The sequence below is a fragment of the Nonlabens sp. Asnod2-A12 genome, assembly GCF_045063745.1.
GTDB classification, from domain to species: domain Bacteria; phylum Bacteroidota; class Bacteroidia; order Flavobacteriales; family Flavobacteriaceae; genus Nonlabens; species Nonlabens xylanidelens.
The window spans coordinates 2,486,190-2,506,003 of record NZ_JBEFOB010000003.1 but is presented as its reverse complement, the minus strand read 5'-3'; the positions used below and the strand labels follow the sequence as shown (position 1 = coordinate 2,506,003).

At 34.7% G+C, this 19,814-nt stretch carries 20 protein-coding genes; 9 read left to right on the top strand and 11 right to left on the bottom strand.

Features of this window, described 5'->3' with window-relative positions; translation table 11 throughout:
• Nucleotides 1–367: 367 nt before the first annotated feature.
• Together ACJJVJ_RS11480 and ACJJVJ_RS11475 are read right to left on the bottom strand one after the other, a co-directional pair.
• On the bottom strand, nucleotides 368–1,579 hold the full coding sequence (locus ACJJVJ_RS11480) for a cystathionine gamma-synthase (RefSeq protein WP_405371253.1): 1,212 nt from the start codon (nucleotides 1,577–1,579) through the stop codon (nucleotides 368–370).
• Nucleotides 1,580–2,044 carry a DinB family protein gene (locus tag ACJJVJ_RS11475; RefSeq protein ID WP_405370400.1) on the bottom strand — a complete coding sequence of 155 codons (465 nt, stop codon included), beginning with the start codon at nucleotides 2,042–2,044 and terminating at the stop codon, nucleotides 1,580–1,582.
• 121 nt (nucleotides 2,045–2,165) lie between these two features.
• Between ACJJVJ_RS11475 and ACJJVJ_RS11470 the strand changes: the two genes are divergently transcribed.
• Together ACJJVJ_RS11470 and ACJJVJ_RS11465 are read left to right on the top strand one after the other, a co-directional pair.
• Nucleotides 2,166–2,519 (top strand): arsenate reductase family protein, encoded by a 354-nt coding sequence (locus tag ACJJVJ_RS11470; RefSeq protein WP_405370398.1) that lies wholly within the window; start codon nucleotides 2,166–2,168, stop codon nucleotides 2,517–2,519.
• A complete protein-coding gene (locus ACJJVJ_RS11465; RefSeq protein WP_405370396.1) occupies nucleotides 2,520–3,407 on the top strand; it encodes a DMT family transporter in 888 nt (295 codons plus the stop codon).
• Here ACJJVJ_RS11465 and ACJJVJ_RS11460 read toward each other — a convergent pair whose 3' ends face one another.
• The 5 genes from ACJJVJ_RS11460 to hemH form a co-directional block, all read right to left on the bottom strand.
• On the bottom strand, nucleotides 3,408–3,842 hold the full coding sequence (locus ACJJVJ_RS11460; protein WP_405370394.1) for a hypothetical protein: 435 nt from the start codon (nucleotides 3,840–3,842) through the stop codon (nucleotides 3,408–3,410). It abuts the gene before it with no gap.
• Between the two features lie 128 nt (nucleotides 3,843–3,970).
• Entirely contained in the window at nucleotides 3,971–4,447 is a 477-nt protein-coding gene (locus ACJJVJ_RS11455) for an acyl-CoA thioesterase (protein WP_405370392.1), read from the bottom strand.
• Between the two features lie 113 nt (nucleotides 4,448–4,560).
• Nucleotides 4,561–5,883, bottom strand: coding sequence for a hypothetical protein (locus tag ACJJVJ_RS11450; RefSeq protein WP_405370390.1), 1,323 nt, complete (start codon nucleotides 5,881–5,883; stop codon nucleotides 4,561–4,563).
• A 101-nt stretch (nucleotides 5,884–5,984) separates the two neighbouring features.
• On the bottom strand, nucleotides 5,985–7,346 hold the full coding sequence (locus tag ACJJVJ_RS11445; protein ID WP_405370388.1) for an MATE family efflux transporter: 1,362 nt from the start codon (nucleotides 7,344–7,346) through the stop codon (nucleotides 5,985–5,987).
• 102 nt (nucleotides 7,347–7,448) lie between these two features.
• On the bottom strand, nucleotides 7,449–8,480 hold the full coding sequence (gene hemH, locus ACJJVJ_RS11440; RefSeq protein WP_405370386.1) for a ferrochelatase: 1,032 nt from the start codon (nucleotides 8,478–8,480) through the stop codon (nucleotides 7,449–7,451).
• A gap of 112 nt (nucleotides 8,481–8,592) precedes the next feature.
• Between hemH and ACJJVJ_RS11435 the strand changes: the two genes are divergently transcribed.
• On the top strand, nucleotides 8,593–9,312 hold the full coding sequence (locus ACJJVJ_RS11435; RefSeq protein WP_405370384.1) for a hypothetical protein: 720 nt from the start codon (nucleotides 8,593–8,595) through the stop codon (nucleotides 9,310–9,312).
• On the opposite strand, the gene ACJJVJ_RS11430 is transcribed toward ACJJVJ_RS11435, so the two are convergent.
• Nucleotides 9,309–9,572, bottom strand: coding sequence for a hypothetical protein (locus ACJJVJ_RS11430; protein ID WP_104513982.1), 264 nt, complete (start codon nucleotides 9,570–9,572; stop codon nucleotides 9,309–9,311). The two genes, ACJJVJ_RS11435 and ACJJVJ_RS11430, sit on opposite strands and share 4 nt — an antisense overlap.
• A gap of 59 nt (nucleotides 9,573–9,631) precedes the next feature.
• On the bottom strand, nucleotides 9,632–11,380 hold the full coding sequence (gene aspS / locus ACJJVJ_RS11425) for an aspartate--tRNA ligase (protein WP_405370382.1): 1,749 nt from the start codon (nucleotides 11,378–11,380) through the stop codon (nucleotides 9,632–9,634).
• Nucleotides 11,381–11,614: 234 nt separating this feature from the next.
• Between aspS and ACJJVJ_RS11420 the strand changes: the two genes are divergently transcribed.
• From ACJJVJ_RS11420 to ACJJVJ_RS11405, 4 genes are all read left to right on the top strand, one after another.
• A complete protein-coding gene (locus ACJJVJ_RS11420) occupies nucleotides 11,615–11,971 on the top strand; it encodes a toxin-antitoxin system YwqK family antitoxin (protein WP_104513984.1) in 357 nt (118 codons plus the stop codon).
• Between the two features lie 127 nt (nucleotides 11,972–12,098).
• Complete coding sequence (locus ACJJVJ_RS11415) at nucleotides 12,099–12,674, top strand: hypothetical protein (RefSeq protein WP_405370381.1); 576 nt, start codon at nucleotides 12,099–12,101, stop codon at nucleotides 12,672–12,674.
• A 175-nt stretch (nucleotides 12,675–12,849) separates the two neighbouring features.
• Nucleotides 12,850–13,533, top strand: coding sequence for a TetR family transcriptional regulator C-terminal domain-containing protein (locus ACJJVJ_RS11410; protein WP_104513986.1), 684 nt, complete (start codon nucleotides 12,850–12,852; stop codon nucleotides 13,531–13,533).
• A gap of 186 nt (nucleotides 13,534–13,719) precedes the next feature.
• Nucleotides 13,720–15,060 carry an ABC1 kinase family protein gene (locus tag ACJJVJ_RS11405; RefSeq protein ID WP_405370379.1) on the top strand — a complete coding sequence of 447 codons (1,341 nt, stop codon included), beginning with the start codon at nucleotides 13,720–13,722 and terminating at the stop codon, nucleotides 15,058–15,060.
• Between the two features lie 4 nt (nucleotides 15,061–15,064).
• Here the strand turns inward: ACJJVJ_RS11405 and ACJJVJ_RS11400 are convergent, their stop codons facing one another.
• Nucleotides 15,065–15,898, bottom strand: a complete 834-nt coding sequence (locus ACJJVJ_RS11400; RefSeq protein WP_405370377.1) for a M23 family metallopeptidase — start codon at nucleotides 15,896–15,898, stop codon at nucleotides 15,065–15,067.
• Nucleotides 15,899–16,215: 317 nt separating this feature from the next.
• Nucleotides 16,216–17,349 (bottom strand): DegT/DnrJ/EryC1/StrS family aminotransferase, encoded by a 1,134-nt coding sequence (locus tag ACJJVJ_RS11395; protein ID WP_405370375.1) that lies wholly within the window; start codon nucleotides 17,347–17,349, stop codon nucleotides 16,216–16,218.
• A gap of 243 nt (nucleotides 17,350–17,592) precedes the next feature.
• On the opposite strand from ACJJVJ_RS11395, the gene ACJJVJ_RS11390 reads away from it, so the two are divergent.
• On the top strand, nucleotides 17,593–18,858 hold the full coding sequence (locus ACJJVJ_RS11390) for a 3-deoxy-D-manno-octulosonic acid transferase (protein WP_405370373.1): 1,266 nt from the start codon (nucleotides 17,593–17,595) through the stop codon (nucleotides 18,856–18,858).
• Nucleotides 18,836–19,813, top strand: a complete 978-nt coding sequence (locus ACJJVJ_RS11385) for a carboxypeptidase-like regulatory domain-containing protein (protein WP_405370371.1) — start codon at nucleotides 18,836–18,838, stop codon at nucleotides 19,811–19,813. The genes ACJJVJ_RS11390 and ACJJVJ_RS11385 overlap by 23 nt, the downstream gene beginning before the upstream one ends.
• The last annotated feature ends 1 nt before the right edge of the window (nucleotide 19,814 follow it).

Genomic DNA, 19,814 nt, shown 5'->3' with positions numbered 1-19,814 from the left:
AAACCTTGATAGAAACAAAGAAGCCGTCTCTTTTTTAAGGAAACGGCTCTTTTTTTTTATCAGTTTTAGTAACACACGATCTCATCGCATGTGGTAGAACAATTACTTCTTCTTAGAAGCAGAGTTCTTAGCTTTAGGCATTGCTGCCGCTGGCTTAGAAGAAGGTTTACCGAAGTTTTTCGGGCCTTTTGCTGGTTTGTTTGCCATGGTATATGACTTTAAGATTATGAAGTAAATGTATTTCAGTTTACAACTATTCAATTCTTTTTTTTAGTTAAATTTTTAGGCCATTTTAGTTAAAATTTAGCCTTAAAAAGAAGCCTGTTTTTATCGATTAAATGTCTCTTTATTAATTAGAATCACCTCATTATGAACGGAGCGCTTGCTCTAAATCTTCTAATAAATCATCAATATCTTCAATTCCAACACTAAGGCGTATTAATGAATCTACGACTCCTATTTTCTCTCGATCCCCCTTGGGTATACTCGCATGTGTCATGCTTGCAGGGTGACCAGCTAGAGACTCTACACCACCTAATGATTCTCCTAAAGTAAACACCTTTAAATTCTCCACAACCTTAACTGCACTTTCTAATGTACCAGCTTTTGTACTAAAAGAAACCATACCGCCGTAATCCTTCATTTGCTTTTTAGCAATTTCATGATTAGGATGATCTTCAAAACCTGGCCAGTACACTTTATCTACATTAGGATTTGATTTTAATGCATGAGCAACAGCTTTACCGTTTTCACAATGACGTTGCATTCTTACATGAAGTGTTTTTATACCTCGCAATACTAAAAAGCAGTCTTGTGGACCAGGAACAGCACCACTTGCATTTTGTATAAAGTACAATCTCTTAGCCAGCGCTTCATCATTTACGACTAGAGAACCCATTACAACATCGCTATGACCACCTAAATATTTAGTAGCGCTATGCATAATAATATCTGCACCTAAATCTAAGGGCTGTTGTAAATATGGTGTTGCAAATGTGTTATCTACTGCTAGAAGTAATTGGTGCTTTTTAGATATTCTTGAAACGGCTTCTATGTCTATAATATTCATCATAGGGTTAGTAGGCGTTTCTACCCAAATAAGTTTTGTGTTACCATTGATGTGCTTCTCAATGTCAGCAGCGTTCTCCATTCCTACAAAATGAAACTTGATACCAAAATCTTGAAAAATTTGTGTGAATAATCGGTAAGAACCACCATATAAATCGCTAGTAGAAATTACCTCATCACCAGATTTTAATAATTTAAGCACCGCATCAATAGCGGCAAGACCAGAACCGAAAGCAATTCCATAAGCGCCATTCTCTAGACTAGCCATAGATTTTTCTAACGCATTACGAGTAGGATTACCACTACGTGAGTATTCAAAACCTTTATGTCCATGTGGTGTACTTTGTTTAAAAGTAGTGGTTTGATAAATGGGTGGCATTACAGAATTATAGGCTGGATCTATATTCTCCTGACCGCCGTGAATGGTTTTGGTATTAAATTTCATATCCTTCTTTTCTTCGGTATAAAAGTAAAAGCTAGTTTTAAAACCGGCTTGCTTTTTAAAATTTATTTAATTGTTCTTAATCGCCTTCCTAATAGCAAGAGCATAACCTAGGTGTATACCTTCATGAATATTATTCATACTTAGCGCCTCTTCTACATTGCGCATTTTATAGCCAGTACCAGTGGTGTACTCCTTAAATTCTTTAAAAACTCCACTTTCATAGTCTGTTTTAGTTTTTTCTATAAGATCTAATAGCATGACTTTATACTCTTCTATCTGTTCTTTGCTTACCTCACCATCTGGCATGGTACCGTTACCATATTTATCTGCTAATTCTTTGGTTACAGATTTTTCTAGACCTGAAAGCCCATAAACCAGACCTTGTTGTGCTGTGATACTGTGCACAATATTCCAAATGATATTGTTTCTAAAACCTTCTGGAATCAGATTTAATTCATCCACGGTAAGCTGGTCTATAAGGCTTAAAAATATTTTTCTAGTGGTTAGATTATGTTCAAATAAGTGATTCATGTAACGTTGTATTTAATTTATGATTGATTTTATTCCGCTTTCGCGAAAGCGAAACCAGCATATTAATTAATATTAAGGCTAAAGATATTCCTTATCAAAAAAGCTATCGTAATTTTGCTATATGAAAAATCTATTCATTTATCTAGATAGCTGTAATACTTGTCAACGCATTAAAGGTGAGTTAGAACTTACTGATGACATCGCTTTACAAAATACTAAAGAAGAACCTGTAACTATGGATCAGGTTGAATTTTTAAAAGAACAAGCTGGCTCTTATGAGGCACTTTTTAATAGAAGAGCGCAATTATACAGAGGTCGCGGTCTTCATGAAAAAGACCTGACAGAAGAGGATTATAAAAACCTTTTATTGGATCATTATACGTTCATAAAAAGACCTATTCTTATATATAATAACCAAGCTTATATAGGTAACTCTAAGAAAGTAGTTGCTGCTGCGCAAGAGGCTCTATCTTAAATGAGTAAAAGAACGGTTGCTATTATTTGTGGCTTTTTAGTAGCGTTATTTTATGCTTATAACTTTACAGCTGCAAAGGAAGTCACTCCAGAGCATGTAGGACCTTTCGGTCTGGCATGGTATAGAGTTGTAGCTACTTGTGTAATATTCTGGGGTATTTCCCTATTTACTAAGTCCAAAGAAAAAATACCTTATCGAGAATTACCACTTATTGCTCTAGCAGCTTTTTGTGGTGTAGGTTTTAATATGGTCACCTTTATGTGGGGCCTGTCATTAACGTCTCCCATAAGCGCATCTGTTTTAATGGTGAGCACACCTATAATTGTACTGGTATTGAGCGCTCTTTTTTTAAAAGAACGGCTGCATTCTTTACGTATAGTAGGTATTCTAATTGGATTTTCTGGTGCAGCTCTTTTAACTTTACTTTCTACTGGAGAAGGTGCAGAGGCAAAAGACCCATTTTTAGGTAATATACTGGTTCTAGTGAACGCTATTTCTTATGGCATCTATATTTTACTGGCTAAAAGGTTAACTGCAAAGTATGATGTCTTCATGCTTATGAAGTGGTTGTATTTTTTTGGTGTATTAATTATCACACCTTTTGGCATCTCTCAGGGATTAGAATTTGAAATCACAACCGCTAGCACGGAGACTTTACTGAATATAGGTTATGTGGTGATTTTTGCTACGTTTGGGACCTATATGCTCAATATTATAGCTATAAGAACATTAAAGCCCAGCGTAGTTGCTGTTTTTATTTATTTACAACCTTTACTAGCAACATTTATAGCAGTAGGACTGGATAAAGATGTGATTACCTGGCAAAAACTTGTTGCTGGGTTATTGATATTTACTGGTGTATTTTTAACAGGAATAAAGAGAAAATAATTATTTCTTTTTTTTAACCTCGTCTACCTCATTAATCTGAGCAGCCCACTGTATACCATCTAGCGTACTGGTAAAAGTTTTAAAACGAGTGGGTATAAAAATCGATTCAAATAAAGCATTTTTGCGTCCTACATTTGAATTAACCACTATACCATATCCCTTTAACTTAAAGGCGTGCATCGTATATTTGAGCCAGTCCACTGGTTTAACATTATAGTTATGGATACGGTTAGATAAGTATACGATTTCTTTACCCTTAGTATTATAATATTGCGATACTTCGTGGATGACAATTTTTGCATAATCCCAAGAAAAATTCACACCTTCTTTTATTTCTGACACTACAAATCCTTCAAAGAAATAGAAGTCACCAAAATGGTAATTTAATTCCTTTAAAACTTCACTATAGAATATAGTATTTTTTATAGATATCATAGGATAAATATAAAAGTAGTCGAATTTTAACAGAAAAAGCAGAACTATCTATTTAATTAATAGTTAAAATACATGTTTTTCACTCTAAAAACACTCTAGAATGATATAAATTAACTTTAGTTAATCGATTAACTAAGATCTTTAGCAAACTGTCCATGCGATCTAGTATCTGATTTTTGTAATATTTTAAAATCTGCAGATCTAGGAAAGTTTTTGATTTTATCGTGTAATTCTGGGTGTAAAGCGGTGATTTTACGTTCTCTTAAATTCATCCATGCACCAGTCATTAAACCTCGTGCAACATTGCGACCTTTATAGTCATAAAAATTATGTACAAAACTGAATAGGCTACCGTCTTCACTCATGCCAGTTACTTCACAACTTACTGTAATAGGTTTACCTTGATGTATTTCTTTAAAATAGAATATGTTTTCATTAAAAATGACCGGTCCAGTTTCATATTGAGCCATCTCTCTATGACCAAAGTCGTTCTCGATTAAAAATGCCATACGTGTATGACTCATAAAATTTTGATAGGCACTGTTTGCCATGTGTCTATTTGCATCTAGGTCACTCCATCTTACATCAAATTCTTTGGTATACATAAAATCTTATTTTTAAGTAAAGATATTATATGCGTGCATAGTAAAGAAAAGGTTTAGAGAAAATTTAATTATTTCGCTTTCGCGAAAGCGGAAACCAAAACCATCTCTTACTCTTATAATTTAATTTTAAGGTCATTTCCTACTCTATAGATATCACCTACTTGCAGAGATGCATTTGCAGTCGCGTCGGCATCACTAGCAAAATCTGGAATACCAGTAAAGTTAATACTGGTAGCTTTAATGGTACCGTTTACTTCTAACTTCTCTGTGAGCCCAGTAAGTCTTCCTATTCCCACATTTCCATTGTCATCTATAATCATTCTGTCACTCAATGTACTGGTACCATCGGTAGTCGTAGCAAAAACTATTCTACCAGGCATATCATTTACACCAGTATTAGTTGTTGTTGTAACCCCTAATTTTATCGCACTTGCTGTGATATAATTAGTACCGTCATACCCTTGAGCTTCCATATTAAAGATATTGGCATTTGTTTTTAAACCGATACTTCTAGGGGCTGTTCTTGTACCAGTGGAACTTCTTATATGAAAAGAGGTAATATTACTGCCGTGGCTATACACATCTACATCGCCATCCCATCCATTTCCGTTATTACCATGGATTTCTAAAGCTTCGGTAGGTGAAGGAGTATTGATACCTATTTTACCCTCAGACGTTATCCTCATTTTTTCACCTGCGATAGTGTTATTAACCGTTGTGGTATTAAATCTAAAATCACCAGGGATTACAGAACTTGTTCCATCCCAAGATGGATCTACACCTTGCATAAAGAATGAAGACAGCACATAACCTGTACCATTGTGAGGTAGGGAATAATAAGCCGTTACATGATCGTCAGGCTGTACACTTAATGGTGTCGCAATATCTCCACGTGATTTGTGCCCTAAAAAACCAAAGGCCGCTCCATTAGGTATATTAGAGTAGTTTGCTATATCACCATTATAAACTTGGATTTTACGAGAGCCGCCATTATCATTATTGGTCGTTACTTGGTCAATAATTAATTGACTTTCATCTGTGATGTACACATTGTTATTGGGTCTATCAGTAACTCCATCACTTAATTTATCAATCTCTACACGGTTATTAGTAGGGTTTGCTTTCCATATATCTTCATTATCATCTGCCACTAATATTCTAAGCCATTTATCAACGCCATTCCAATAATAAAAAGCAGGTACCACATCATTTCTAGTAGCGGTATTATAAACCATAGTAGATTTAACTAAAGGAGTCCCATTTGGATTAACAACTGTAACAACATCTGCAGTGTCCACTAATTCTACTCTAGGAATTAGTATCCCTTGATTAGTAGAGGCAACATCTAAAGAAGCTTGTGGTAAATCTGTATTTAATCCTACTTGAGCAAAGCCAATTGTAGAAATCATTAAAAAACAAAGTATTAACTTGAGCATTTGTTAAATTTTGCTGCAAAAAAGAGAAGAATAAATGGAATAACATTTTATTTCATCAAAATATTATTTAACGGTATAAAATAACCGATTAACAACCTATTTTACTCTTTTCGAGTGCTTTTCAACCTTTTCATTGCAAGCCATAAATACCAAGCTGTGATTATAGTAGAAAGGAAATCTGCTATAGGGAAACTAATCCATACTCCAAATTCACCATATAAATTAGGGAGAATTAATAGCAATGGAATAAGAATAATAGCCATTCTTAAAAGTGTTAATAATAAAGCAGGAATCGCTTTACCGATAGCCTGATAATATGCAGAACCTATTAATTGAATAGAAATAATAGGAACCGATAGAAATACCAGTTTCATAGCAAAAGATGCTTGTTCTATCACTTTAGGATTATCTGTAAAAACATCGGCAATTTGATATGTAAAAAAGAAGAGCCCTAAAAATATAAGAACACCTAATCCACAAGATATTTTAATAGAAGTATAGGTAACCTCACGCACTCTATCCCACAATTTTGCACCATAATTATATCCTGCAATAGGTAAAAACCCTTGTGTAACACCCATAACTGGGAATAAAGCAAACACCATCATACTACCTATAATACGGAATACCGCGACACCGTCTGCACCACTTAATTCAAATAAAATATTATTCATAATTAGGAAGATAAAGCTAGAGGTTGCTTGCCTAGCAAGTGTTACAAACCCTAAACTCCCCACTTCTTTGAGAATTATCCAATCTGGAAGTAAATCTTTAAAAGTGCAAATCAACTCACTTTTTCCTGATACAAAAAACCAAAGCACGTATGCAAAACATAAAAAATAACTAACGGTAGTCGCCCAAGCAGCACCAGCCATTCCCATATTTAATCTATTGATGAAAATATAATCCAGTATCAAATTACCTACAGAAGGTATAAGCATTGCTATCATGGCATGCTTAGGAGCACCTTCTGCACGTATCACATTATTACCCATCATGCACAATGCAAGAATAGGAATTCCATAAAAAACAATTTGGTAATAGACTTTAGCTGGTTCAAAAAGAGCACCTCTACCACCGAATGCTGGCACTAAAGAATCTACAAAGAGTAGCCCAAAAACGGTCATTAACAAAGTAATGACCACAGTAAGCGATAACATATTTCCAAAGGTGCGTCGTGCTTTATCCATACGGTCTGCACCTAGAGCTCTAGATATGATACTAGATCCACCTATACCTATAGCCATCCCTAATGCTGCTACAAAAAAAGAGATAGGTAATACAACACCTATTGCTGCGAGAGCATCAGAGTTTATCCAGTTACCGACAAAAATACTATCTACCAGTATATTAAGAGACATTACTAGAATACCTATCGATGCAGGAACTGCTTGCTTAATTAACAGACTGGTTATGGTCTCTGTTCCTAAAAGTTGAGATTTACTGGCTGGCTTTGTAGACATAAGATGTAAAAGTACTCTACTCTAACTATTTTACCTATTTAACGATAAAAAGGCTTTTCAAATTAATGAAAAGCCTTTTTGTAATTCTATTGAAAGTTATGATTAAGCAGTGACTTCACTCATAGCCCATTCATCTATCCAGCGAGATAAAACCTTTACCCAGTCATCTCTATCATTAAGACATGGCACTACGTGAAAATCTTTACCACCTACTTCATGAAAAATCTCTTCTCCTTCCATCGCTATTTCTTCTAGAGTCTCTAGACAGTCACTAACAAATGCTGGTGTAGCAATAGCCATTTTTTTAGTCCCACCTAATCCCATTTTTTCAATGGTACGATCTGTATACGGTGTTAACCATGGGTCAAAACCTAGACGTGACTGAAAGCTAGTAGAAAATGTCCCATCTTCCATACCTAAGTATTCACCTACTAATCTAGTCACCTCTTTACATTGATGGCTATAACAAAATTCATGAGCAGGTGATGGTGTAGAACAACATTTACCATCCATTCTACAATGTGACTTTGTGATATCACTTTTTCTTATATGTCTTTTTGGTACTCCGTGATATGAGAATAATAAATGCTCATAATCCTTACCTTCTAACGACTCTTTAATAGACTCTGAAAGGACACGTATATAATCAGGGTGGTTATAAAAAGGAGGCATTTGAGTAAATGACATGTGTGGAAACTTCTCCTGACGCAATTCTTCGGCAAGAACCTGAATAGTCTCTGTCGTTGCCATAGCAAACTGTGGATATAATGGAAGTAACAAAACCTCATCTACACCTTGATCATTTAATTCCTTAAGACCGTCTTCTATGGTCATAGCTCCATAACGCATCGCTAGAGCAATAGGCACACTAGTAAAAGAATCTATCTTGTCTTGTAACCTCTCTGAAAGAACTATTAACGGACTTCCCTCTTCCCACCATATTTTGCCATAAGCTTCGGCACTTTTTTTAGGCCTGGTATTTAAAATAATTCCTTTAACCAGAATAGCTCTTAAAATGTAAGGCAAGTCTATCACTCGCTCATCCATTAAAAACTCATCTAGATATTTCTTTACATCTTTGGGTGTTGGACTATCTGGAGATCCCAGATTCACCATTAATACGCCTTTTTTCATAGTTATCTTATACTGACACAAAAGTCGGCAATATGGTTAATTAATTACTAGAATCTTATTTAAAAGATTTGATACCAAGATTGATGTTCTTTATAATTGTTAAATTCACTGCATGTCTTTCAAAATACAAAATTATATTACTATAAATTTTAACTGGAAAAGTAGTATCTATTTTTTACTGGCATTTGTACTTTTCACACCATTAGGCACTGTATCTCATGAAGCTGGACATTATCTTGTTGCTCAACGATATTTCAAAAAACCGACCTTACATTATGGTTATGTGAATTATGGAGAATGGAAACAACAACCAGAAATGAATAAATGGTACTCACAACATAGCGATAGTGATGGTCAAGTTTATGAAGAGGATATACAAACTTTAGAAATTTACAGAAAGAAAGCTCAAAGACATGGACTATATTCCACGCTAGCAGGACCTTCACAAACCATGTTATTTGGAACCATAGGTTTTCTATTACTTTATTTTAATAATAGCGATAAATTCAAATTTAAAAACTGGATCGCAGTCTATCTAGCATATTTTTGGTCTAGAGAAGTATTTATTTTTTTATCCTTAGTAATAACACGTCTATTAACTGGACAAATCCCTTTACAATCAGATGAAGTCGTCATTGCTTATTATTTAAAAATACCATTGTTATTACCTGCTGCTATTTTTGGCCTGTTAGGTATTATAGTTTTGACTTATACAACTTTCAATAAAATACCTATTGAACACCGGTTTACCTTTATAATATCAGGTATAGTAGGTAGTTTTATCGGTTTTATTTTATGGTTGCGTTTTCTAGGACCTATTATAATGCCTTAATTCAATCTACTTTTATCTTCTATATCCCAGTCTTCATCTTCATCATTTTTATCCTGATTAAAGTTGAATTTACTCAAATCTTTATTTTTATAACGCGTCCATATAAATAGAGGCATCACAATAAAGAATATAAATAAGGTAGATAGACCTATCACTTTATGCCCTAGAGCTACCTGATCATGGTCTAAAAAATAAAACCCTACTCCTATGGCCAGTAAAGCACATAGTAGTAGGATTCCAAGAAATTTTAAAAAATTCATATTTTATATATAACATCGTCTTCGACAGGCTCAGACTGACATTTTATTTATACTCCAGGTTAAACGGTTACCTTCAGATTCAATTCTGTCAGTTGTTCATTATCAATGGCACTTGGCGCGTCTATCATCACATCGCGACCACTGTTGTTTTTAGGGAACGCGATAAAGTCACGTATAGTTTCCTGACCACCTAAAATAGAAACTAATCTATCAAAACCAAAAGCAAGTCCTGCATGTGGTGGCGCTCCATATTCAAAAGCGTCCATTAAGAAACCGAATTGTGCACGAGCTTCTTCTGGAGTAAACCCTAAATGGTCGAACATAAGAGCCTGTAATTCTTTATCAAATATTCTTACAGATCCACCACCTATCTCATTTCCATTCATAACAAGGTCATAAGCATTTGCACGCACATTACCTGGATCTGTTTTTAATTTCTCTATATCCTCTGGTTTAGGAGAAGTAAATGGGTGGTGCATTGCGTGGTAACGCTCTGTATCTTCATCCCATTCAAGAAGTGGAAAATCTACTACCCATAGAGGAGCAAAATTATTTGGATCACGCAATCCTAGACGCTCTGCCATTTCCATTCTCAAAGCACTTAATTGTGCACGAGTTTTATTTGCAGGTCCTGACATCACACAGATTAAATCACCTGGCTCTGCACCAGTTGCTTTTGCCCAGTTTGCAAGATCTTCTTGAGAGTAAAATTTATCTACACTAGACTTATAAGTCCCATCTAGATTGCATTTTGCATACACCATTCCAGTGGCTCCTACTTGTGGACGTCGCACCCAATCAATTAATTTATCGATCTCTTTACGTGTCATGCTCTCTCCACCTGGCACTGCTATTCCTACTACTAGCTCTGCCTCGTTAAAGATTTTAAATTCTCCCGCTTTCGCGAAAGCGTTCAAATCAGCAAACTCCATCCCAAAGCGAATGTCTGGTTTATCGTTACCATATTTCTCCATTGCCTCGTTGTAAGTCATTCTAGGAAACTCAGCAACGTCTACGTTTTTCACTTTCTTTAATAAGTGACGTGTCATCTCTTCAAAGATATTCAACACATCTTCTTGCTCTACAAATGACATCTCGCAGTCTATTTGTGTAAACTCTGGCTGGCGGTCTGCACGCAAGTCCTCATCACGGAAACATTTTACAATCTGGAAATATTTATCCATACCACCTACCATAAGCAATTGCTTAAAAGTTTGTGGCGATTGTGGCAATGCATAGAACTGCCCTTCATTCATGCGCGATGGCACAACAAAGTCACGCGCACCTTCTGGTGTGGATTTAATAAGTACAGGCGTTTCTACCTCGATAAATTCTTTGTTTGCTAAGAAATTACGCACTTCCATCGCGACCTTAGAACGGAAAATCAAGTTCTCACGTACTGGATTACGACGTATATCTAGGTAACGATATTTCATACGCAACTCTTCTCCACCATCAGTTTTATCTTCTATGGTAAAAGGAGGTGTCTTAGAAGCACTTAAAATTTCTAGTTCTTTTACTAGGATCTCAATTTCTCCTGTAGGTATATTTTTGTTTTTAGACTCACGCTCAATTACAGTTCCTTTAACTTGGATTACAAACTCGCGTCCTAGTTTTTGAGCTTTTTCAATAAGAGCTTTTTCTGTACGCTCTTCATCAAAGATAAGTTGAGTAATACCATAACGGTCTCTCAAATCTACCCAAACCATAAAACCTTTGTCACGGCTTTTTTGAACCCAACCGGCAAGTGTTACTTCTTTATTTATATCGCTAGCACGCAGGCTACCACAATCGTGTGATCTATACATATTTAAAACTTCTAATAAGCATGCAAAAATAAACCGATTTCACACATAAATACATAACCATAAGGTAAAGATTTGATTAAAAGTAGAAGATTAACATCCATAAATACCATTTTAAAATTAAACTAATTAACTGAATTACAGCTTTTTAAAAGTTTAATGTAAACTTAATGTTACTTAAATGTTGTTTTAATATGTTTTTAATGTTAACTTTGGATGTAATAAAAAGAACGAACGATGAAGAAATTAATGATTTTTGCGGCAATGATGCTTGGTGTGGTTGCAATGGCACAAGAGGTAAAACCTACTTTTGAAAACACTGAAGATGGAACAGTAAAAGCAACCTATTTTCATGAAAATGGAACAGTTGCACAAACAGGAACTTTTCTAGATAATAAAAGACACGGTGAGTGGATCAGTTATAATGCTGATGGTCAAAAAACTGCTAAGGCAGAATATAAAAACGATAGAAAAGCAGGTAAATGGTTTTTCTGGAAAGGTGACCAGCTTACTGAAGTAGATTATAATGAAAACGCTATCGTTTCAGTAAACACATGGGTAAGTAAAGAGCCTGTTGCTACTAACAAACCATAGTTCAAGATTATTTTATAATCTTAAAAATCCCTTTCTAAAATTTTAGAAAGGGATTTTTTTATGCTTATCCATTATTTAAGTTAATAGGTATGGTGTTTGATAGTAATCAAAAACCAAATCAACCAACATGAAACACACTATTCTCACCCTTACCTTGCTTTTTTCTATAATTTCCTACTCTCAAAGTGACGAGTTAGAAACCCTCCTATCTATTAAAGTAGGGGCCATTGGCGGTTGGGCTTCTTTTGAGCAACCAATTAATGATAAACTATTGATTCATCTAGAATTTGGTCAAGAATTTGGGCTCTATAAAAATCTTTTTAGTTCCAAAACTGAATTCATCGCAACGAATACTTTAAGCTTAGAACCTAGATATTATTATAATAGACAGAAGAGAAAAGAAAACGGCAAATCCATAACTACGAATACAGGTAACTATTTAGCCCTAGAATTGCAACGTGTACCAGACTGGATGACCTATTCCAGCGATGATAATGTACGTATAAGTAAAGCTACAAGCATTTTTCCTAAAATAGGTATGAAAAGAAGAATAACAAATTTCTCCACCTTTGAACTAGCAGGCGGTATAGGTTATCAATGGGATGATAATGGAAGAAACGGTATAGCTGCAGCTCTGGATATTAAGCTTTCTTTCGTTCTATTCAATTTCACACAATTAAGAAGAAATATAAACGGTCTATAACAACGTGATCTTTTAAAAAAATTTAATCCCTTTCTAAAATTTTAGAAAGGGATTTTTTTATCTTTAAAGTATAAGTTTTATACAAAACGCACGACTAAATCTTAACATACTTTTGTTTAAACATTATGTGTGATAAGTTAAACAGATTGTATCTTTACATCAAATCATTGAGATTATGGCAACTACTAAAAAAGCACCTGCAAAAAAGACCGCAAAGAAGAAGGAAATCACTAAGCACGATATCCTTACCGCATATATGGACTATGTTCTAGAACATGAAAAAACTCCTAAATCGGTTTACAAATTTGCTAAGGATAACAACATGGCCGAGCAAGATTTTTATAATCATTTCGGTAGTTTAGATAGTTTGCGCAAAGATATCTGGAATACATTCTTTACCATGACTATGGATGTCTCTCATAAAAATGAAGACTATGCACATTTCTCAAATAGAGAAAAGATGCTTACTTTTTTCTATACATTTTTTGAAATCCTGACTCTTAATAGAAGTTATGTGCTATATACTCTTAAGGAAAATCCGCACATGATGAGCAAGATGGAACAGTTAAAAGACCTGCGCAAGCACGTAAAAAACTTTTCTAAAGACTTAATCATGCAACGCAATGAGAATAAAACTAATATTTTACTAGAACGATCTGAAACTATTTATAGTGAAGGTGCCTGGATACAAATGTTGTTCTTACTTAAATTCTGGATGGATGACGACAGTGCTGGTTTTGAAAAAACTGATATGGCTATAGAAAAATCCGTAAACACCATTTTTGACGTTTTTGATAACACACCACTAGACGCTGTTCTTGACTTTGGTAAATTCCTTTGGAAAGAACGCATGTCGTAAATAAACTTAAGTTGAAATCTAAACTTAAGTTTAAAAAATACCGTAAGCTCAAAACTTTTGACGCTTTCTAACAAGTTTCTATTATTCCGCTTTCGCGAAAGCGTAGTTACTGAACAATTTTATCATTAATAACATTCAAAAGTGTCACACTGAGCTTATCGATGTGGATTACCTAACTAGATTGCTATGAAAACACTAGACAAAATACCTACCAGTAAAATAGGCCGTACTACAGAGCTAGTAAAGACTGGTGCAAAAATCGGTGCTAATTACATCAAGTACTATTCAAAAAAAGCAGTAAACCCTTCTATGGATCGCTCTTCTCTTGATGAAGATAATGCGACAGATATTTATGATGGTTTAAAGAGTCTTAAAGGTAGTGCACTCAAGGTAGCGCAAATGCTATCTATGGATAAGAGCCTATTACCAGGTGCTTATGTAGAGAAGTTCAGTCTAGCGCAATTCAGCGTGCCACCACTTTCGGCTCCGTTAGTTAGAAAAACATTTAAGAAATATCAAGGTGCTTTTCCAGAAGAGATTTATGATACTTTCTCAAAAGATTCTGTGAACGCAGCAAGTATAGGCCAGGTACACAAAGCTACTAAAGATGGTAAGGAACTAGCGGTTAAAATTCAATATCCTGGTGTGGCAGAGTCTATAGGTAGTGACCTCGCGATGGTAAAACCTATCGCGATTAAGATGTTTAATTTAAAAGGTGAAGACTCAAAAAGATACTTTGCAGAGGTAGAAGATAAATTAACTGAAGAAACAGATTACACACTTGAGGTAAAGCAAAGTATAGAAATTACAGCAGCCTGTTCTCACATACCTAATCTTAAATTTCCTACCTATTATCCAGAATTATCTAGTAAACGCATCATCACGATGGACTGGATGACAGGGCAGCATTTAAGCGAGTTTGCTGCAACAGACTTCTCACAAAAAACTGGTAATAAACTAGGACAATCACTTTGGGACTTTTACATGTTTCAAATGCACGGTCTAAAAGCCGTTCATGCAGACCCACATCCTGGTAATTTTTTAATTTCTAAGGATGAAGAATTAATAGCAATCGACTTCGGTTGTATTAAAGAAATCGTGGACGAATTTTACCAGCCGTATTTTGAACTGGCCGTTCCTGCAAGTATCAATAATCCAGAGATTTTCAAAGCAAAATTATTTGAATTAGAGATTCTACGCAAAGATGATAGCGAGAAAGAAATTGTTTATTTCAGCGCTTTATTTCACGAGATGCTGAGTCTATTTACAAAACCATTCCAAGAAAAGACATTTAATTTTGCAGATTCTGGATTTTGGGATGAGATTTCTTCTCTAAGTGAGAAATATAGCAATGATAAAGAATTGCGTAAAATGAATGGTAACCGTGGTAGCAAGCACTTCTTATACATTAATCGTACGTTCTTTGGTCTTTATAATCTTTTACATGATTTAAAAGCCACTGTTAACACCCATGAATATGTAAAATATCTAGAAGAGAAAGGTTTTAAGAATCATAGTGCTTTGTAAGGCATTAATAATCTTTTAGATACAGCACATCCTTTTTCATTTCTTCGGTGATTGTATTGTTATCAGTTTTAAATTTAGTTTTTAATGTTTTATAATTATTATCCTTATCTGTAAGATAGAGATCAATATGTAAGTGTGGCCCTGTGCTCCAACCAACATTACCACTAAAACCTATATGTTGACCTTTTACTACTTTCTGACCTGGTTTAACACGCACTCCATTTTTTCTAAAATGAAGGTACTGCATAATCGTACCATCCGAATGTAGAATTTTAATATAGTTGTTATAATCAGCACAACTAGGCTTATCACAATTTTTTGTATTGTTTTTTACCACTTCAACAACCAGTCCTTCACGACATGCAAACACCTTTGTCCCAACTGGCATATCAAAATCCAAAGCATACTTCTCTTGATGAGAAATATTTCCATTATAGCCTTGGCTTATCTTATGTGACGTTCCTTTTTCAAAAGGCAACTCATAAACATAGTCTTCATCATATTCCGTATCTGTTAAATCACCTAAATAAACTAACGTACTTCCTTTATTGAACTTCCATTTCTTTTTAGGATCTATTTTTTTGAAATCTAATAATAATGAATCTTTTGTTCTACCTGGTATAACTATATAGCTACCATTTTCTACATCTTGAACTAGATTAACCGGTTTATAGCCTATCTTATAAGTAATAGGTAAAAAGTTATTATTACTCACAAATAATTTAGTACCTCCATCATAATGTTCCCAACGTTGCTCATACTTAGTTTGCCAATTATCTTTTTGAGCAAATGAAATATTAAGAAATAAACAAAGAGAGATTATTAATACGTTTTTCATGTGAAAAATTAAGATGGTTATTCTTTCACAAATATAGAAAACACTTATTTAATTTTTAAAGCCCTGTAATCCTAATATTTACGTTTTAAATTTGAGCGATACAGAAAAAACTCCAACTTTCATCTATAACATTACCACCTTCAGACATTACCAATTAAGCTCTATCGATTTATTTAAGTCTATTCCTTCAATGGTATTATAAACCGTAAGACGGTAAGTATTCCGCTTTCGCGAAAGCGGGAAATAGAAAAACCCCTATAAAAACTAAATACATCTTGTTTTCATAGGGGTTCTTTTATTAATTATTAGATCTTAATTTATCTATTCAAATATTCTTTTACATGATCTGTAATGAATTTAATTTGCTCGTCGTCCAGCTCTGTGTGCATAGGTAAAGAAATACATTCCTTTACTAACTGATTAGTCACCGTAAAGTTTTCTTCTTTATACCTGTCGTCAACATAAGCTTTTTGTTTATGTAAAGGAATTGGATAATAGACTCCACAAGGAATGTTATTTGCTTGTAAATGTTTTACCAGTCCATCGCGATCTGCATCTTTAATAACTAGTGTGTATTGATGGAAAACGTGGCAATCACAGTTATCACAAACTATAGGTGTTATAATTTTTTCTTCACCGGCAAATGCTGCTGTATATTTTCTCGCCGCATCTCTACGTGCATTATTATAATCATTTAAGAATGGCAATTTTGCTCTTAAAACTACCGCTTGCATCGCGTCTAGTCTAGAGTTAACACCTACTACGTCGTGGTGATAACGCTCGTACATACCATGATTTACAACACCTCTTATGATATGAGCCAGCTCATCATCATTTGTAAAAATAGCACCACCATCTCCATAAGCACCTAAATTTTTAGATGGAAAAAAAGATGTTGTACCTACATTACCTATGGTTCCTGTCTTAGATTTAGAACCGTCTGCATGCATGTAATTAGAACCTATTCCTTGGGCATTATCCTCTATTACAAAAAGATCGTGCTCTTTGGCAATAGCCATGATCTCGTCCATATTTGCCGTCTGGCCGAATAAGTGAACAGGCACAATTGCTTTAGTTTTAGGCGTTATAGCTTTTCTTATCGCGTCTGTATCGATATTAAAGTTATAAGGATTTACGTCTACTAGAACCGGTGTTAGATTTAAAAGAGCAATTACTTCTACGGTAGCTGCAAATGTAAAATCGGCAGTGATGACTTCGTCTCCAGGCTTTAAACCCAGTCCCATCATTGCGATTTGTAAAGCATCAGTACCATTTGCACATGGTATTACATGTTTTACATCTAGATAGTCTTCTAGCTCTTTTTGAAAAGCATGAACTTCTGGTCCATTGATAAAAGCCGCCGACTCGATGACTTCTTTTAACCCATTATTCACTCTATCTTTTATTCCTTCGTACTGACCTTGAAGGTCAACCATCTGTATTTTACGCATTTGCAAATTTTATTAAGCCAGCGCGTTTAACCACGCTAGTCCATGTAAAAATAAGCAATAATGAGAGGAATGCCTAAACCTAATTTCACGTTACTACACTAAGTGTTTTGATAGATAATGATTTGTATTATTACACACTGAGATTCTATTAAATCGAACTACTTTATTATAAACCATTACCTTTTAGCCTACTAAATTTAACTAGTAACTGCTATTGTGCTACATTTGAAAAAAGACTGATTTTTGAAGACGTTGTATGATATTTTTTCCGCTTTCGCGAAAGCGTGCCTACCACTAGCCGGTGCCTTTAATAAAAAACTCCAATTAGGTGTTAAAGGACGTGCGAGAACATGGGATATTCTAGACCAAAAAGTAAAATCTTCTCTGCCTAAAATATGGGTACACGCAGCGAGTTTAGGAGAATTTGAACAAGTGGTACCAGTACTCGAACATATTAATCGTGATAAATATCAGGTGATTCTTACTTTTTTCTCACCTAGCGGTTATGAGAATAAAAAGAACACACACCTAGCAGATGTTATTTGTTATCTACCTATAGATGCGGTAAGCAATGTGAATAAATTTATGGCAACGGTAAATCCTACGGTTGCGATTATGGTTAAGTATGAATTCTGGCCTAATTATTTAAATGCGCTTAAAAAAATAGACTGTACGACTATATTAGTTAGTGGCGTTTTTAGAGATAAAATGTCATTTAATAGCTGGTATGGAAAATGGATGACTAGATCTCTAGAGAGTTTTGATTATTTCTTTTTACAGAACAATTCTTCTCTTAAAAATCTAGAAAAGCTAGGTTTTACCAATGCAAGTGTAAGTGGTGATACCAGATTTGACCGTGCAAGCCAATTGATAGAGCGTGACAGTACAGTAAAACAACTACAAGAATTTGTAGGAGATAAAAAATGCATAGTTATAGGCAGTTCCTGGCCAGAAGATATTGAGATCATGAAAAACTGGCTTCATGAAAATGAAAAGACTGGAGCTTATAAAGTCATTATCGCGCCGCATGAAGTAGGAGTTTCTCACATAAATGAATTAGAAAAAACACTGAGTTATTATCCAGCCAAATGGAGCAGTCTACAAGGTTGTGTTATTCATGATTTGAAAAAGCCATCTACCCTAATCATTGACACTATAGGTCTTCTTACTAAGGCATACAGCTATGCAGATGTTGCTTATGTAGGTGGAGCCATGGGAACAAAGGGATTGCATAATATTCTAGAAGCAGCTACCTATGGTGTACCAGTAATTATAGGTAAGAATTATGAAAAATTTCCTGAAGCTGGAAAACTAGAGGACTTAGGTGGTTTATTTTCTGTTGCTACTTCTACAGATTTTGAATCTATCGCAAACAAATTATTTGAAGACGATCATTTTAGAGATAAAACTGGAATGATTTGTGGACACTGGATCAACAGCAATACTGGCGCAACTCGCGAGATAGTCGCTTATTTAAAAAATATCAATGAAAAACTTATTCTGGATTAGTCTCGTACTATTCAACTTAAACCTAGTACAAAGTCAGGACATCGTTATAAAGGATGGATCTACTCAAGAGGCGATTGCTTTTGCTACCATCAGTTTTGGTAATGGTAAAGGAACATTTGCCGACGATGAAGGTAGTTTTAGGTTTACCAAAGAACTTTATAAAGATGTAGATTCTTTATTCTTTTCTAGCATCGGTTATGCAGACTTAGGTATAGCTGTAGCCAATTTAAAATCTGAAGTTTTTTTAACCCTAGAAGCAGACGAACTAGAAACCGTAATCATAAGCGCCGCACTTACTGGCAAACATAAAGATCGCAAGCAGAAGGAAATAGGACATGATAATTATTTTGACTGCTGGTTACCTACCGTAGAAAGTGAAATTGCAGTAAAATTTGATCGCTATGAAGGTGAACCTACTCAAATTACTCAGTTAAAATTACCAGTGGTTCTAGAAGAAAGTCAGCGCAGTAAGAAAGGGAAACTACGTAAATTTTCTACTATGTTTAGAGTTAGTTTTTATGACGTGCAAGAAGATGGCAGCCCATCGAGAAAATCTTTATATCCTTCAAAGACATTTGTGATCAATCAAACTACTGAAGAGACATACGAACTGGACATTACAGAACTTAAAATAAACATTCCTAATAATGGGATTTTTGCTTCTATACAAGTATTAGGTTACACAAAGCCTGATGGTAAATTAATCAAAGCAAAAAAGTACAGAGAGATTAAAACAAGATCTGGCTTTGAGAAAGTATCAACTACTTACAGGCCACTTTTACCTTTTACTAAAGAAATAGAAGGTAAAAACACTTGGGTACGACGCATTTTTTTTAATGATAAAACCTGGCAATTATTTGATTTGAGTTATAATCCTAATAGTAAGTTGGTACGTTCTGGAAATGACGATTACGGAATGGGTGCAGAGTTTAAGGTGTTTTATAGGGATAGATAAT

Bases quoted from the DNA above. Each gene is read 5' to 3' on its own strand.
- aspS (WP_405370382.1), bottom strand. From the start codon at position 11,380: ATGTATAGATCACACGATTGTGGTAGCCTGCGTGCTAGCGATATAAAT.
- hemH (WP_405370386.1), bottom strand. From the start codon at position 8,480: ATGAAAAAAGGCGTATTAATGGTGAATCTGGGATCTCCAGATAGTCCA.
- ACJJVJ_RS11415 (WP_405370381.1), top strand. From the start codon at position 12,099: ATGAAACACACTATTCTCACCCTTACCTTGCTTTTTTCTATAATTTCC.
- ACJJVJ_RS11450 (WP_405370390.1), bottom strand. From the start codon at position 5,883: ATGCTCAAGTTAATACTTTGTTTTTTAATGATTTCTACAATTGGCTTT.
- ACJJVJ_RS11465 (WP_405370396.1), top strand. From the start codon at position 2,520: ATGAGTAAAAGAACGGTTGCTATTATTTGTGGCTTTTTAGTAGCGTTA.
- ACJJVJ_RS11455 (WP_405370392.1), bottom strand. From the start codon at position 4,447: ATGTATACCAAAGAATTTGATGTAAGATGGAGTGACCTAGATGCAAAT.
- ACJJVJ_RS11410 (WP_104513986.1), top strand. From the start codon at position 12,850: ATGGCAACTACTAAAAAAGCACCTGCAAAAAAGACCGCAAAGAAGAAG.
- ACJJVJ_RS11445 (WP_405370388.1), bottom strand. From the start codon at position 7,346: ATGTCTACAAAGCCAGCCAGTAAATCTCAACTTTTAGGAACAGAGACC.
- ACJJVJ_RS11400 (WP_405370377.1), bottom strand. From the start codon at position 15,898: ATGAAAAACGTATTAATAATCTCTCTTTGTTTATTTCTTAATATTTCA.
- ACJJVJ_RS11420 (WP_104513984.1), top strand. From the start codon at position 11,615: ATGAAGAAATTAATGATTTTTGCGGCAATGATGCTTGGTGTGGTTGCA.
- ACJJVJ_RS11435 (WP_405370384.1), top strand. From the start codon at position 8,593: ATGTCTTTCAAAATACAAAATTATATTACTATAAATTTTAACTGGAAA.
- ACJJVJ_RS11430 (WP_104513982.1), bottom strand. From the start codon at position 9,572: ATGAATTTTTTAAAATTTCTTGGAATCCTACTACTATGTGCTTTACTG.
- ACJJVJ_RS11460 (WP_405370394.1), bottom strand. From the start codon at position 3,842: ATGATATCTATAAAAAATACTATATTCTATAGTGAAGTTTTAAAGGAA.
- ACJJVJ_RS11470 (WP_405370398.1), top strand. From the start codon at position 2,166: ATGAAAAATCTATTCATTTATCTAGATAGCTGTAATACTTGTCAACGC.
- ACJJVJ_RS11475 (WP_405370400.1), bottom strand. From the start codon at position 2,044: ATGAATCACTTATTTGAACATAATCTAACCACTAGAAAAATATTTTTA.
- ACJJVJ_RS11385 (WP_405370371.1), top strand. From the start codon at position 18,836: ATGAAAAACTTATTCTGGATTAGTCTCGTACTATTCAACTTAAACCTA.
- ACJJVJ_RS11395 (WP_405370375.1), bottom strand. From the start codon at position 17,349: ATGCGTAAAATACAGATGGTTGACCTTCAAGGTCAGTACGAAGGAATA.
- ACJJVJ_RS11405 (WP_405370379.1), top strand. From the start codon at position 13,720: ATGAAAACACTAGACAAAATACCTACCAGTAAAATAGGCCGTACTACA.